The 13,010-nt window shown below is 57.3% G+C and carries 12 protein-coding genes; 3 read left to right on the top strand and 9 right to left on the bottom strand.

Annotated features, from left to right (window positions below; genetic code table 11):
- Nucleotides 1-77 precede the first annotated feature (77 nt).
- The 8 genes from PPTH39_RS08665 to hmpA all read right to left on the bottom strand — a co-directional run bounded on the left by PPTH39_RS08665 (nucleotide 78) and on the right by hmpA (nucleotide 8,545).
- A complete protein-coding gene (locus PPTH39_RS08665) occupies nucleotides 78-815 on the bottom strand; it encodes a hypothetical protein (protein ID WP_095018306.1) in 738 nt (245 codons plus the stop codon).
- Between the two features lie 249 nt (nucleotides 816-1,064).
- Nucleotides 1,065-1,952: a heme o synthase gene (gene cyoE / locus PPTH39_RS08660; RefSeq protein ID WP_095001514.1), complete on the bottom strand. Its 888-nt coding sequence runs from the start codon at nucleotides 1,950-1,952 to the stop codon at nucleotides 1,065-1,067.
- An 11-nt stretch (nucleotides 1,953-1,963) separates the two neighbouring features.
- The gene (gene cyoD / locus PPTH39_RS08655; protein WP_016779556.1) at nucleotides 1,964-2,290 is read right to left on the bottom strand and encodes a cytochrome o ubiquinol oxidase subunit IV; all 327 of its coding nucleotides are present in this window, start codon (nucleotides 2,288-2,290) and stop codon (nucleotides 1,964-1,966) included.
- Nucleotides 2,290-2,913 (bottom strand): cytochrome o ubiquinol oxidase subunit III, encoded by a 624-nt coding sequence (locus PPTH39_RS08650; protein WP_095001515.1) that lies wholly within the window; start codon nucleotides 2,911-2,913, stop codon nucleotides 2,290-2,292. Before PPTH39_RS08650 ends, cyoD begins: the two co-directional genes overlap by 1 nt.
- 3 nt (nucleotides 2,914-2,916) lie before the next feature.
- Nucleotides 2,917-4,941, bottom strand: coding sequence for a cytochrome o ubiquinol oxidase subunit I (gene cyoB / locus PPTH39_RS08645; protein WP_095001516.1), 2,025 nt, complete (start codon nucleotides 4,939-4,941; stop codon nucleotides 2,917-2,919).
- Between the two features lie 3 nt (nucleotides 4,942-4,944).
- A complete protein-coding gene (gene cyoA, locus PPTH39_RS08640) occupies nucleotides 4,945-5,883 on the bottom strand; it encodes a ubiquinol oxidase subunit II (RefSeq protein WP_095001517.1) in 939 nt (312 codons plus the stop codon).
- 811 nt (nucleotides 5,884-6,694) lie between these two features.
- Nucleotides 6,695-7,204 (bottom strand): disulfide bond formation protein B, encoded by a 510-nt coding sequence (locus tag PPTH39_RS08630; RefSeq protein WP_095001518.1) that lies wholly within the window; start codon nucleotides 7,202-7,204, stop codon nucleotides 6,695-6,697.
- A gap of 168 nt (nucleotides 7,205-7,372) precedes the next feature.
- Entirely contained in the window at nucleotides 7,373-8,545 is a 1,173-nt protein-coding gene (gene hmpA / locus PPTH39_RS08625; RefSeq protein ID WP_095018305.1) for an NO-inducible flavohemoprotein, read from the bottom strand.
- 154 nt (nucleotides 8,546-8,699) lie between these two features.
- Between hmpA and norR the strand changes: the two genes are divergently transcribed.
- The 3 genes from norR to PPTH39_RS08610 all read left to right on the top strand — a co-directional run bounded on the left by norR (nucleotide 8,700) and on the right by PPTH39_RS08610 (nucleotide 11,949).
- The gene (gene norR, locus PPTH39_RS08620) at nucleotides 8,700-10,247 is read left to right on the top strand and encodes a nitric oxide reductase transcriptional regulator NorR (RefSeq protein WP_095018304.1); all 1,548 of its coding nucleotides are present in this window, start codon (nucleotides 8,700-8,702) and stop codon (nucleotides 10,245-10,247) included.
- A 323-nt stretch (nucleotides 10,248-10,570) separates the two neighbouring features.
- Nucleotides 10,571-11,470: a chemotaxis protein gene (locus PPTH39_RS08615; RefSeq protein ID WP_095001521.1), complete on the top strand. Its 900-nt coding sequence runs from the start codon at nucleotides 10,571-10,573 to the stop codon at nucleotides 11,468-11,470.
- Nucleotides 11,471-11,475: 5 nt separating this feature from the next.
- Nucleotides 11,476-11,949, top strand: a complete 474-nt coding sequence (locus PPTH39_RS08610) for a GNAT family N-acetyltransferase (protein WP_095001522.1) — start codon at nucleotides 11,476-11,478, stop codon at nucleotides 11,947-11,949.
- Here the strand turns inward: PPTH39_RS08610 and PPTH39_RS08605 are convergent.
- Entirely contained in the window at nucleotides 11,946-12,992 is a 1,047-nt protein-coding gene (locus PPTH39_RS08605) for a methyl-accepting chemotaxis protein (RefSeq protein WP_416068814.1), read from the bottom strand. The two genes, PPTH39_RS08610 and PPTH39_RS08605, sit on opposite strands and share 4 nt — an antisense overlap.
- Nucleotides 12,993-13,010 lie beyond the last annotated feature (18 nt).

The following is a 13,010-nucleotide window of genomic DNA, read 5'->3' as shown; positions in this document are numbered from 1 at the left end:
CACGCAGTGCAACCACGCTCAAAACACCACCCTGGCATCTCTATGTACGCCTCCGCGGATTTTATACGCTGGTAACCTTAGAATTTCTTACGCAGAACGCAGGAAAATTTTTGCACTTTACCATTCGCTGATAAGTTGACACTAAACTCAGGTGCTGGTGCATAGGTACGCAGTACAATATTGGCTGGGGTCCAGCTATCACTCATCTTAAAAATCTTCGCCCCAGTAAGCTGCTCGCCGGTAATAAAAAATGATGCGGAGACGCTCCCATAAAAACGTGAACGGTCCACAGGGGTGATTTTGTATTTTGTAACCTGCACAACGGTATGCTTCCCGCTAACAAGCGGAGTAATAGAGCTTACGCCTTCAATTTGCGCAGTCACACCCGACGCACTGCAACTCAATGCCAATGCGCTCTGTACCGCTGGCCCTACAGGCACCTGCGATGCTTTTCTGGCTGCATGGCTTTGTTTTGCACTCTTTAGCGTTTCGGCTCTGCGTGCTGCTAATTTTGCGGCCTTATCTGCTGCTTTTTGTGCTTTATCTGCGGCCACTCGCTTTCGGATTTGTTCGCCGATGGCATCATTTTTTGCATGTACGGCGGCCGCTTTTTTTCGTGCCTCTTCATTTCTGAGTTGGGCTTGTTTTTGAAGACGCGCTCGCTCCTCAGCTTTTTTAATGTATTCCTGGGTTAACAGTTTCTGAAGCTGTTCCTGGGACATTTTATTCCCGGCTTGAACAGAAGATACGGCCCCCACAGACGCACACCCGAGAGCAAGTACTGCAATAGTTTTTTTAAAACTAGCTGAAAGCATTATAGGCACCTGATCATTTAGTTTTTGAACAAATTTACAAACTCAATTTAGCCGTTGTATTTGAGCATCAGAAAAAAACAAATAATGTAGGCCTAGACTTTTCAATCAGTAGGAAAACAGCAAAAAAACAAACCAACCACCAAACATTTCCGGTGTGTAGCCCCCCCCTGAGCCAATTTGCACACGTGAATTTCCGCATAAAAAAACCCCGCTCTTCTTACGAAGGCGGGGTTTTTCACTCTGGACAGATCAGTGCGCGTAAGTCAGTAACAACTCGGCAGGCGCTTTGAAATCCAGGGACATCATGACGCTCAGCGCGGTGATGGTGAAGATCGAGAACACGAACAGCTTGCGTGCCCAGACCTTGTCGTCGACGGCCTTGTAGCCCGTCCACGCCATGTACAGCCAGTACATGCCCATCGCAGCAGCCACGGCCATGTAGCTCATGCCGGCGTAACCGCCGAGGGTGAGCATCAGGGTCGCGATCAGAAACGCGAGGATGTAGAGCAGGATGTGCTTCTTGGCAACCTTGATCCCGCGCTTCACTGGCAACACCGGAATCGATGCAGCCAGGTAATCGTTGAAGCGGAAGATCGCGATGGCGTAGGAATGCGGCATCTGCCACAGGCTGAACATCACCAGCAAGGTCATTGCAGCCATGTCGAAGCTGTTGCTCACAGCTACATAGCCGATGACCGGAGGCATTGCACCCGACAGACTGCCGATAAGCGTGCCGTGAACCGACTTGCGCTTGAAGTACAGGCTGTACAGACCGACGTAGATCACGAAACCGATCGCGGCGAACAGAGCCGCCAGCGGGTTGGCTACGCGATACAACAGGTACAGGCCGGCGCCCCCCAGCAGGGTGGCGTAAACCAGCGCCACCTTGAGGGAGATCAGGCCTTGAACCAGTACGCGGTTCTTGGTGCGGTCCATCTTGATGTCAATGTCGCGGTCGATGCAGTTGTTGAACACACAACCGGACGCTACCACCAGGGAGGTGCCGATTACCGCAGCCAGGAACAGGGCAAGATCGAAATGCCCCTTCGAGGCCAGGAAGAACCCGCCTGCCACAGAAAGCACGTTACCGAAAATGATCCCCGGTTTGGTGATTTGGATAAAGTGCTTGAAGGACATCGGGTCTTACCTCACTTCGCCATCATTTCAGTGTGGATGCTGAACATGATCCACAGGGACAAGCCCACCAGCAGCACAATTACCAGCGCAGCAAATACCAGCGCGGTGACGTTGTTGCGTTGTGCAGGCGAACGGTCCAGGTGCAGGAAGTACACCAGGTGAACAACCACTTGCACCACGGCGAACAACAGTACGATCGCCAGGGTGGTGAATTTGGGCAGCGATGGGTACATCACCAGCCCGAACGGAATAACGGTCAGGATCACCGACAGGATGAAGCCGATCGCGTAGGACTTCACGCTGCCGTGGTTGGCGCCGTCGGAATGTGCGTTAGCCATTACAAAGTCCCCATCAGGTAAACAACGGTGAATACGCAGATCCACACCACGTCCAGGAAGTGCCAGAACAGGCTCAGGCAGCTCAGGCGGGTCTTGTTGGTCGAGGTCAGGCCGTTTTTCTGCACCTGGTACATCATGATCGCCATCCAGATCAGACCGCTGGTCACGTGCAGACCGTGGGTACCGACCAGGGTGAAGAAGCCAGACAGGAAGCCCGAACGGCTAGGGCCGTAGCCCTCGGAGATCAACAGGTGGAACTCGTTGATTTCCATGGCGATGAAGCCTGCACCGAGCAGGAAGGTCATGGCCAGCCAGAACAGCACCTGCTGTTTCTTGCCCTTGAACAACGCCAGCATGGCGAAGCCGTAGGTGATCGAACTGAACAGCAGCAGGGCAGTTTCACCCAGTACGTACGGCAGTTCGAAGATGTCGTGGCCCGACGGGCCACCTGCAACGTTGTTTACCAATACCGCGTATACCGCGAAGATCGATGCAAACAAGATGCAGTCGGTCATCAGGTAGAGCCAGAAACCAAAAATGGTTGTCTCGCCCGCGTCGTGGTGTTCCTCATGCTCATGGTCGTGACCATGAGCGTGTCCAGCAGTGGTCGCTAAGTTCGACATGGTTTAAGCCTGTTCCAACTTGGTTTCAACACGAGTAGCCGGAATTGCTTTGGCGGCTACCAGACGCTTGTGCTGCTCGGCCTCGATACGCTCGATGGTCTCGACCGGCACCATGTAGCCTTGGTCGTCACGGGCGGCGTGAGCAACGAAGACAACAACCGTACCTACCAGACCCACGATGGCCAGCCACCAGATGTGCCAGATCATCGCGAAACCGAAGACGGTCAGCAAAGCACCCATGTACACACCGGTAGCGGTGTTGTTAGGCATGTGGATAGGCGAGTACTTGGCCGGAACCTGGTACGCAGTGCCGTTTTCCTTGGCTTCGGTGAACGGGTCGATACCGTCGACTTTTGGCAGTACAGCAAAGTTGTAGAACGGTGGTGGCGACGAAGTCGACCATTCCAGCGTGTGAGCATTCCATGGATCGCCGAATTCGCAGGCGTTCTCTGGCTTGTTGCGGTCACGGACGCTGACATACAGCTGGATCAGCTGGCTGGCGATACCCATGGCAATCAGTACTGCGCCGAACAGGGCTACGTACAGGTAAGGCACCCACTCAGGGTTGGTGCTGGCGTTCAGACGACGGGTCATGCCCATGAAGCCCAGTGCATAGAGCGGCATAAAGGCGATGAAGAAGCCGACGATCCAGAACCAGAACGCGCGCTTGCCCCAGGTTTCGTTCAACTTGAAGCCGAACGCTTTCGGGAAGTAGAAGCTGAAGCCTGCGATGTAACCGAATACTGCGCCGCCGATGATCACGTTATGGAAGTGAGCAATAACGAACAGGCTGTTGTGCAGTACGAAGTCAGCACCCGGGATGGCCAGCAGTACGCCAGTCATGCCGCCGATGGCGAAGGTCACCATAAAGCCCAGGGTCCACAGAACCTGGCTGGTGAAGCGCAGACGGCCCTGGTAGATGGTGAACAGCCAGTTGAATAGCTTCACCCCCGTCGGGATCGAAATCAGCATCGTCGCCAGACCGAAGAAGGCGTTGACGCTGGCACCCGAACCCATGGTGAAGAAGTGGTGCAGCCAAACCATGAAGCCCAGCACCGAGATCGCGCCGGAGGCGTAGACCATCGAGTGGTGACCGAACAGACGCTTGCCGGTGAACGTGGAGATAACTTCGGAGAAGATACCGAACGCCGGCAGAATGAGGATGTACACCTCAGGGTGACCCCACGCCCAGAACAGGTTGACGTACATCATTGGATTGCCACCAAGTTCATTGGTGAAAATGTGGAAATCCATGTAACGGTCAAGTGTCAGCAGTGCCAGGGTAGCGGTCAGGATCGGGAACGAAGCCACGATCAGGACGTTTGCCCAGGTGCAGGTCCAGGTGAAGATCGGCATGTCCATCAGTTTCATGCCTGGAGCACGCATCTTCAGTACGGTCGCCAGGAAGTTAACCCCGGTTAACGTCGTACCTAACCCCGATAGCTGTAGAGCCCAGATGTAGTAATCCATCCCCACGCCCGGACTGTACTGCAAGCCCGACAGCGGCGGATAGGCAACCCAACCGGTCTTGGCGAACTCGCCGACGCCCAGCGACAGGTTGACCAGCACAACGCCGGACACCAGCAGCCAGAAGCTCAGGGAGTTGAGGAACGGGTAGGCCACGTCACGGGCGCCGATCTGCAGCGGCACTGCAAGGTTCATCAGGCCGGTGAAGAATGGCATCGCCATGAAGATGATCATGATCACACCGTGAGCGGTGAAGATCTGGTCATAGTGTTCAGGTGGCAGGTAGCCAGGCGAACCCTCGGTGGCCATGGCCAGCTGGGTACGCATCATGATTGCGTCGGCAAAGCCGCGCAGCAGCATGACCATGGCGACGATGATGTACATCACGCCGATTTTCTTGTGGTCGACTGACGTTAGCCATTCGGTCCACAGGTAGGTCCACTTCTTGAAATACGTGATTGCTGCAAACAGTGCCAGACCACCCAGCGCGATCATGGCGATGGTCACCATCACGATCGGCTCGTGGAACGGGACCGCTTCCCAACTTAATTTACCAAACATCGTTTACTCCTCTGCCCCGGCAGCTGAATGCGAACTCATGTCCACCACATCGGTCCCGGCCACTTCTTTCTTCTCGTGCTTCACCGGCTTGCCTGGCGTCATACCTTCGTACTTGTCGACGATTTTCTGAAACAGGTTCGGTGTGTACGAGGAGAACAGTTCAACGGGGTTGTTCTGACTTGGCTTGCTCAAGGCTTCGTATTCAGCTTGGTCAAGCTGTTTAGGTGATGCTTTGACTTCACTTACCCAAGCATCGAAATCAGCCTGAGTAGTCGCGATCGCTTTGAATTTCATGCCCGTGAAACCGGCACCGCTGTAGTTGGCAGAGATGCCTTCCATTTCAGCGTTGCGGTTGGCAATCAGGTGCAGCTTGGTCGTCATCCCGGCCATGGCGTAGATCTGACCGCCCAGGCCTGGAATGAAGAACGAGTTCATGACCGTGTCAGAGGTGATACGGAAATTGACCGGGGTGTTGGCCGGGAACACGATCTTGTTGACGGTAGCGATACCCTGTTCCGGATAGATGAACATCCACTTCCAGTCCATTGCCACCACTTCGATGGTAATCGGCTTGACGTCGGACTCGAGCGGACGATAAGGGTCCAGCGCGTGGGTCGACTTGTAGGTGATCACGCCCAGGGCGATGATGATCAGAATTGGCACAGTCCAGATCACGACTTCGATCTTGGTGGAGTGCGACCATTTAGGTGTATAGGTAGCGCTGGTGTTCGACGCGCGATATTTCCACGCGAAGACGAGGGTCATAATGATGACCGGCACCACGACCAGAAGCATCAGCAGTGTTGCAGTGATGATCAGATTCCGCTCTTCGATCCCGACCTGCCCCACCGGATCGAGCAATGTCATGTTGCAACCTCCCAGCAGCAGCGTGCCGAAAAGTGGCAATAAGCCAAGGAGTCTGGGGTACCTTTTTTTAGTCATCTCACGACCTCTAAAACAGCTTGCACAATGCAGTTGGTTTTTTTCGCCAACACTTCGCCCTGCCAAGGGTTGGCTCTTTTCCGGAATTGAATGAAAGCCTGCTCTATCACCATCAGGCGAACGGGCAAAATTCCGGGTTAGCAGTGATTTCTTATTCGATACGTGGTCAATGGCCTTGTCACAGACCAATTCCATTTGGTGCGGAACTTAGAAGGGTTGCCAGTACCTGGGAGTCGCATGGGACGCCTGTATTGAACAACCCAGTCGGCCTTCAACTTCCCGCTTGGGCTCAGGGATGAGCAGGCTGGACGTTCAGTGCGGGCGATTGTAGTTAGGTAGCTCTCTATAAACCATGTCTCATCCCGAAATAATTCTTATCGGGTACGGTAACAATCCCTGCCTATTATTACGCCAAGCGTTCAAGCCCCCCCTTGAAACAGAGTTGTAGCACGTCTTTAGCCCTGCACTTTTATGCCCCTTTTTAGCGCATGAACACACCCCCCTGACCCCGCCTGAACGCCCAAATAAAAAGGGCTACAGCCGATTTGCGTTGAGTCTCGCAACCCTGATTTCAACCCCTTTGCCAGCGTCAAAATGCCTCAGCTGGGTTACACGAAGTCATACGTTTAAAAGACCACTGGTCAGACCAAAACCAGCCCTGCGACACCCTGCGCGTGACAATATGTCGCAGTGTCGCACAGCCTTTTTCGACGTGAGGATCACGCCTTCTTTACATTTGCGCAGGGACAAAAAAACGCCCCGCACTGCCGAAGGAAGCACGAGGCTGCTCAAGCAAAAATTGGTGGCTGGCTCAGCTCGATTGTTTCCGGTTGCGATAGATGCCCAGTGGCACCAGCACCGCAGTCATTACAAAGGCCACCAGTGCCCACTGTGCCAGCGACAGACCAAGCACCGGCGGGTATGGGGTGGAGCAAAACCCGTCGACCTGAAACCCCAGGGGGAACACGGCTGCCAACGGCAGACCATCGACGATTGGCTGCAACACATCAAGACCGCAGCTCACGGCCGGGTGAGCGAGGATATAGACGTGGCGCCCGGCGGCGGCAATACCACCGATGGCACTGAGCACCACCAGCACTTCAAACACGGTGAGGCTGCGCCGGCCAGGCATGGCTGCACCGATAAAGGCAAAGATCGCGATCAGCAGCAGTGCATAGCGTTGCAGGATACACAGCGGGCAAGGTGCCTCGCCGAGCACGATCTGCATGTACAGCGCGCCGCCGATCAGCGCCAGGCAGATCACCCCGAGCAGGACCAGGAAGCGTTTCTCCCGGCCCAGTTGCAACATGTCATTGGTCATCCCGCGTCCCTTTGCCTGATTATGTGTAAGCCGCACAGTTTACACCCAGACCCCGGGCCTGGATGTATCTGAACGTTGCAGGAAAAGTGGCGCAAGGGGATTAATGGGGGATTAAGGTCTTGCCTGCTTCTTGTAGCAGCCTTCGTTCCTCGGCAGCTGCCACGCGCCCTACTTCAGCTCGGCTGCCGGGCCGAAGAACTCGTAGCGGCTTTGCTGCTCCGGCACACCCAGGGCTTTGAGATGACGCTTGACCGCCCCCATAAAGCCTTTTGGCCCCAGGAAGTAGGCATCCAGGTCACGCTCTTGCGGTAACCACTGAGCCAGTACTTCTTCGGTCAAAAGCCCTACATGATCTGCAGACTCGCCCTGCTCGTCATAGCAGTAGAAACGCTTCAATTGCGGATGCTGGTCTGCCAGTTCATCGATCCATGTGCGGAAGGCATGCACATCGGCATTGCGGGCACAGTGGATAAAGTGGATCGGGCGTTTTGTCGCCAGGGCCGCTTCAAGCATCGCCAGGGTCGGTGTTATGCCCACACCGCCACTGATCAGCACCAGCGGTTTTTCGCTATTGGCCAGGGTGAAGTCGCCCGCTGGCGGGAACAGTTCCAGGGTATCGCCCACATTCAGACGGTCGTGCAGGAAGTTGGACACCACCCCACCCTTCTCGCGCTTGACGCTGATACGGTAGCGACCGACCTGAGCCAGCGCCGACAGTGAGTAGTTGCGACGCACTTCTTCGCCATCGATCATGAGTTTCAGACCGATATACTGGCCCGGGGCAAAGTCGAGGATCGGTTGCTGGTCTACCGGGCGGAAGTAAAACGAAGTGATTTCAGCACTTTCCTGGATTTTGGCAGCCAGTTTGAACTCGCGCCCGCCGCGCCAGCCGCCAGGTGCTGCAGCTTTTTCGTCGTAGATGGCAGCTTCGGCACCGATCAGGATATCGGCCAACTGGTTGTAGGCCGCTCCCCAGGCGCTGAGCACTTGCGGGGTCGCGATGTCGCTGCCCAGCACTTCTTCAATAGCCCGCAGCAGGCAGCTGCCAACAATTGGGTAGTGCTCAGGGAGGATTTGCAACGCAACATGCTTGTTGATGATCCGGGCCACCAGATCGCCCAACTGGTCCAGCTGATCGATGTGCCGTGCATACATCAGCACGCCGTTGGCCAGTGCTCGCGGCTGGTCGCCACTGGCCTGGTTGGCCGGGTTGAACAGCGAACGCACTTGCGGGTATTCCGAAAGCATCATGCGATAGAAGTGTGTAATCAGCCCTTCACCGCCGCTTTCCAGCAGTGGCACGGTAGATTTAACGATGGCACGATCCTGAGCAGTAAGCATATGGGTGACTCCTGAGCACTTAGGCTTCAACAATTACCCTTTACTTATCAGTTTCCGTGCCAACAATTAAACCCTTTAAAATCAGCAAGTTAATACAAACATAGTCATTTTGACACGAGTTACTATATAGTCATAAAGACTACGCGAGGTCAAAATGACTGCAAAACTGCTACTGACCACCCTGCTGCCGCTGGTGGACGATCTGTCCCGTGATCTGCCCGAGAGCGAACGCTATCGCCGCTTGCTGCACGCGCTGCGCACCCTGCTGCCTTGCGATGCCGCAGCCCTGCTGCGACTGGATGGCGAATGGCTGGTGCCGTTGGCTGTTGATGGCTTGAGCCTGGACACCCTGGGGCGGCGCTTCAAAGTCAGCGAGCACCCGCGCTTTCAGGCTTTGCTCGCAAGTCCAGGGCCCACCCGTTTCCCCAGCAACTGCGAACTGCCAGACCCCTACGACGGCCTGGTCGACGGGCTGGCCGAACACCTGGAAGTCCACGACTGCATGGGCTGCCCGCTGTTTGTCGAAGAGCGCCCATGGGGGCTGCTAACCCTCGACGCACTGGATTCCAAACGCTTCGAGCCGGTCTCGCTGGATGACCTGCAGGCCTTTGCCAGCCTGGCTGCCGCTACGGTCAATGTGGCTCAACGGATCGAACGGCTGGCGTTGCGGGTCGAGGATGAGCAGCGCAAGGCCGAACTCTATCGGCAAGCCAATGGCTCGCCCAACAAGGAGCTGATCGGCCAGAGCAAGGTGCACAAACGCTTACTGGAAGAAATTGCCCTGGTGGGCGGCAGCGATCTGACGGTACTGATAACCGGTGAAACCGGTGTCGGCAAGGAGCTGGTGGCCCAGGCCATTCACGCAGCCTCGCCACGGGCAGACAAACCGCTGATCAGCCTTAACTGCGCGGCCTTGCCCGACACGCTGGTTGAAAGCGAACTGTTCGGCCATGTGCGCGGTGCCTTTACCGGTGCCACCAACGACCGACGCGGCAAGTTCGAGCTTGCCAACGGTGGCACGTTGTTTCTGGATGAAGTGGGCGAGCTGTCGCTGACCGTGCAGGCCAAGCTGTTGCGGGTGCTGCAAAGCGGGCAGTTGCAACGCCTGGGCTCGGATCAGGAGCACCGGGTCGACGTACGCCTGATCGCAGCCACCAACCGCGACCTGGCCGAAGAAGTGCGCAGCGGTCGCTACCGCGCCGACTTTTACCATCGCCTTAGCGTTTACCCGCTCAGGGTGCCAGCCTTGCGCGAACGCGGCCGTGATGTGTTGCTGCTGAGCGGCTTTTTTCTGGAGCAAAACCGCTCGCGCATGGGCCTGGGCAGCCTGCGCCTGAGTCCCGACGCGCAGGCGGCGCTGGTGCAGTATTCCTGGCCGGGCAATGTGCGCGAACTGGAACACCTGATTGGCCGCAGCGCCCTTAAAGCCTTGGGCAATTGCAGCACGCGGCCGCGCATCCTGACCCTGACGGCGGCGGATCTGGATTTGCCGACCTCCGGCGCCAGCGCTGCGCCGATCGCCCCCCAGAACCTGCCGGATGCCGTGGGCGACTTGCGCCAGGCCACTGAAAATTACCAGCGCCAGCTGATCAGCACCTGCCTGGAACGCCATCAGCACAACTGGGCCAGTGCGGCGCGGGAGCTGGGGCTTGACCGGGCAAACCTGGCCCGCATGGCCAAACGGTTGGGCCTGAAACCCTGATCCCGTAGCAACTGCCGAGGAACGCAGGCTGCGTCCGGCGGCGCAGCCGTCGTAAACCCTGAGAGCCGGCTTTACCTGGCACACCGCAGTGTCTGATTTCGCGACGGCTTCGCCGCCGAACGCAGCCTCGCAGGCTCGACAGCTGCAGGAACACTGCAACTGTGGGAGCGAGCCTGCTCGCGAAGGTCGTTCGCGAGCAGGCTCGCTCCCACAATAGGGCTTGACCTGCAACAGAGTATCTACAAGGGGATTTATGCCGACCGGTTAAAGCCCGTAACATTCAGGTCGATAACCCCGTATCGCTCCCAGCACAGAAGATTTTTATGTCATCGAACAATGCCCGCGCAGACTCACTCTCCCTTCTGCTCTTCACTCTGCGCAGCGGCAAGTTGTTGGCGATCAACCTGCTCAAGGTCAGTGAAATCATTCCCTGTCCGCCGCTGACCAAAATGCCCGAGTCCCACCCCAATGTTAAAGGCATCGCCGTGTTGCGCGGCGCGGCACTGTCGGTAATCGACCTGAGCCGTGCCATCGGCGAGCAGCCGCTGCTCGACCCGGATGCTGGTTGCCTGATCGTCACCGATGTCAGCCGCTCCAAACAGGGGCTGCATGTGCAGGCGGTGAGCAAAATCGTGCACTGCCTGAGCACCGATATCCGTCCGCCGCCCTACGGCTCCGGCAAGCGCTCGTATATCACCGGTGTGACCCAGGTCGACGGTGTATTGGTGCAAGTGCTGGATATCGAAAAAGTGATCCACGGCATCGCCCCGGCCAAGGTCGAGGACGCCAGCGACAGCCTCAGTAAAGAAGAGTCAAAACTGCTGGCCAATGCCCGAATTCTGGTGGTGGATGACAGTCAGGTGGCCCTGCAACAGTCGGTCATTACCCTGCGCAACCTGGGCCTGCATTGCCACACCGCACGCAGCGCCAAGGAAGCCATCGAGCGGTTACTGGAGCTGCAAGGCACGCCGGATCAGATCAACGTGCTGGTGTCGGATATCGAAATGTCGGAAATGGATGGCTACGCCTTTACCCGTACCGTGCGCGACACCCCGGACTTTGCCCATCTGTATGTGCTGCTGCACACCTCGCTCAACAGTGCGATGAACAGCGAAAAGGCGCGCCTGGCGGGGGCCAATGCGGTGCTGACCAAGTTCTCTTCACCGGAGCTTACACAGTGCTTGATCCTCGCCGCGCGCACGGTTGCCGAGCAAGGTTACTGAGTAGCATGAGCCAGTATTGCCTGTTGCTGCGCAAAGATTTGCGCCAGCCATTGCCACCGGCCCACTGGCCCCAGGGCTTCACCCTGGTAACGCTCACCGAGGAGCTGCTGCAACCGGTACATGCCCTGATCAGCCTGAGCCATACCGACGGCACCGGCAGCATGCAAACCCTGCAGGACTGGCAACACGGCCTGCAGCATGACCCCGAGTACGATCCCGCACTGTGTTTTGTGATCCTCCTGGAGGGCCAGGCCGTTGCGGTTGCCCAGGCCTGGACCAGCGCCTACCTCAAGGATCTGGCGGTACACCCGCACCACCGGGGCCGGGGCTTGGGCGGCGCACTGCTCAACCATGTCTTTGCCGTTTTCCGCCAGCGCCGTGAGGCTTGTCTGGATCTCAAGGTCATGGAGCACAACCACAACGCCCGGCGCCTGTACGACAAGCACGGCATGACCCTGATCCAGCGCGAGGCGCTTTAGCGCCGGGTTTGCCAGAACTCTTGCGCAAGCGAGCGCAAACCTGCGGCCAGCTCGGCGACATCCCCTGAATGGCGATGGCTCTGTTGCCCGGCATCCACAGTGACGTCACAGGCACTGCGAATCCCGGCGATATTACGGTTGATATCTTCACTGACCACGCTTTGCTCTTCGACCGCCGAGGCGATCTGCACACTCATCTCGGTGATCTTCTGAACTTGTGCACTGATCCCGTCCAGCGCGCAACTGGCCAGTTGGGTCTGATTGACACTGCTCTGAGCGTATTCACTGCTTTGCTGGATGACCTGCACCGCCGCCCGGGCACCTTCTTGCAGAGCGCTGATCATGGCCTGGATTTCACTGGTCGACTGCTGCGTACGCTGGGCCAGACCACGAACCTCATCGGCCACCACGGCAAAGCCGCGGCCCTGATCACCTGCGCGGGCCGCTTCGATAGCGGCGTTGAGCGCCAGCAAATTGGTTTGTTCGGCAATACTGCGGATCACTTCCAGCACCGAGGAAATATCGCTGCTGTGACTTTCCAGGTGATGCACCACCTCGGTGGCTCGCTCCAGCTCCGTCGCCAGGTGCTGCACCGTGCTGCGGCTCTGCGTCACCAGCTGATGGCCTTCACGGGTTTCACTTTGCACCCGATCGGCTGCTTGCGACGCCTGCTGGGCGTTGATCGCTACCTGCGCCACACTCGCCGCCATTTCGTTGATAGCAGTGGCCACCTGATCGGTCTCCAACTGTTGATTCAAGGTGCTGGCATGGCTGCTTTGCAGATGCTGAACCAGTTCGCTGGCGTGCCCGGCCAATCGCTGCGAGACATCACCGATACGCCCCACCACAGCGCCGACCTGGGCCTCAAGCATATGCAGGGCAAACTCGATCTGGCCGAACTCATCACGGCGCCCGGTATAAATCTGCTGGCTCAACGGATTGTCGCCAACGCCTTTGGCGCGACGGGTCAATGCATGCAAAGGCCGCAGCAACCAGGCAATGGCCAGCGAACTCAACAGACTGCCCAGCAGCCAGATCAACAGCCCGGCCTGTGCGTCAAC

Source organism: Pseudomonas bubulae, assembly GCF_900618535.1.
Classification (GTDB): domain Bacteria; phylum Pseudomonadota; class Gammaproteobacteria; order Pseudomonadales; family Pseudomonadaceae; genus Aquipseudomonas; species Aquipseudomonas bubulae.
The sequence above is the reverse complement of the archived record's forward strand: the minus strand, read 5'-3'. Positions and strand labels throughout refer to the sequence as shown.

Coding starts and splice junctions, on each gene's coding strand:
- PPTH39_RS08665 (WP_095018306.1), bottom strand. CDS start 815: ATGCTTTCAGCTAGTTTTAAAAAAACTATTGCAGTACTTGCTCTCGGG.
- cyoE (WP_095001514.1), bottom strand. CDS start 1,952: ATGTCCTTCAAGCACTTTATCCAAATCACCAAACCGGGGATCATTTTC.
- cyoD (WP_016779556.1), bottom strand. CDS start 2,290: ATGGCTAACGCACATTCCGACGGCGCCAACCACGGCAGCGTGAAGTCC.
- PPTH39_RS08650 (WP_095001515.1), bottom strand. CDS start 2,913: ATGTCGAACTTAGCGACCACTGCTGGACACGCTCATGGTCACGACCAT.
- cyoB (WP_095001516.1), bottom strand. CDS start 4,941: ATGTTTGGTAAATTAAGTTGGGAAGCGGTCCCGTTCCACGAGCCGATC.
- cyoA (WP_095001517.1), bottom strand. CDS start 5,883: ATGACTAAAAAAAGGTACCCCAGACTCCTTGGCTTATTGCCACTTTTC.
- PPTH39_RS08630 (WP_095001518.1), bottom strand. CDS start 7,204: ATGACCAATGACATGTTGCAACTGGGCCGGGAGAAACGCTTCCTGGTC.
- hmpA (WP_095018305.1), bottom strand. CDS start 8,545: ATGCTTACTGCTCAGGATCGTGCCATCGTTAAATCTACCGTGCCACTG.
- norR (WP_095018304.1), top strand. CDS start 8,700: ATGACTGCAAAACTGCTACTGACCACCCTGCTGCCGCTGGTGGACGAT.
- PPTH39_RS08615 (WP_095001521.1), top strand. CDS start 10,571: ATGTCATCGAACAATGCCCGCGCAGACTCACTCTCCCTTCTGCTCTTC.
- PPTH39_RS08610 (WP_095001522.1), top strand. CDS start 11,476: ATGAGCCAGTATTGCCTGTTGCTGCGCAAAGATTTGCGCCAGCCATTG.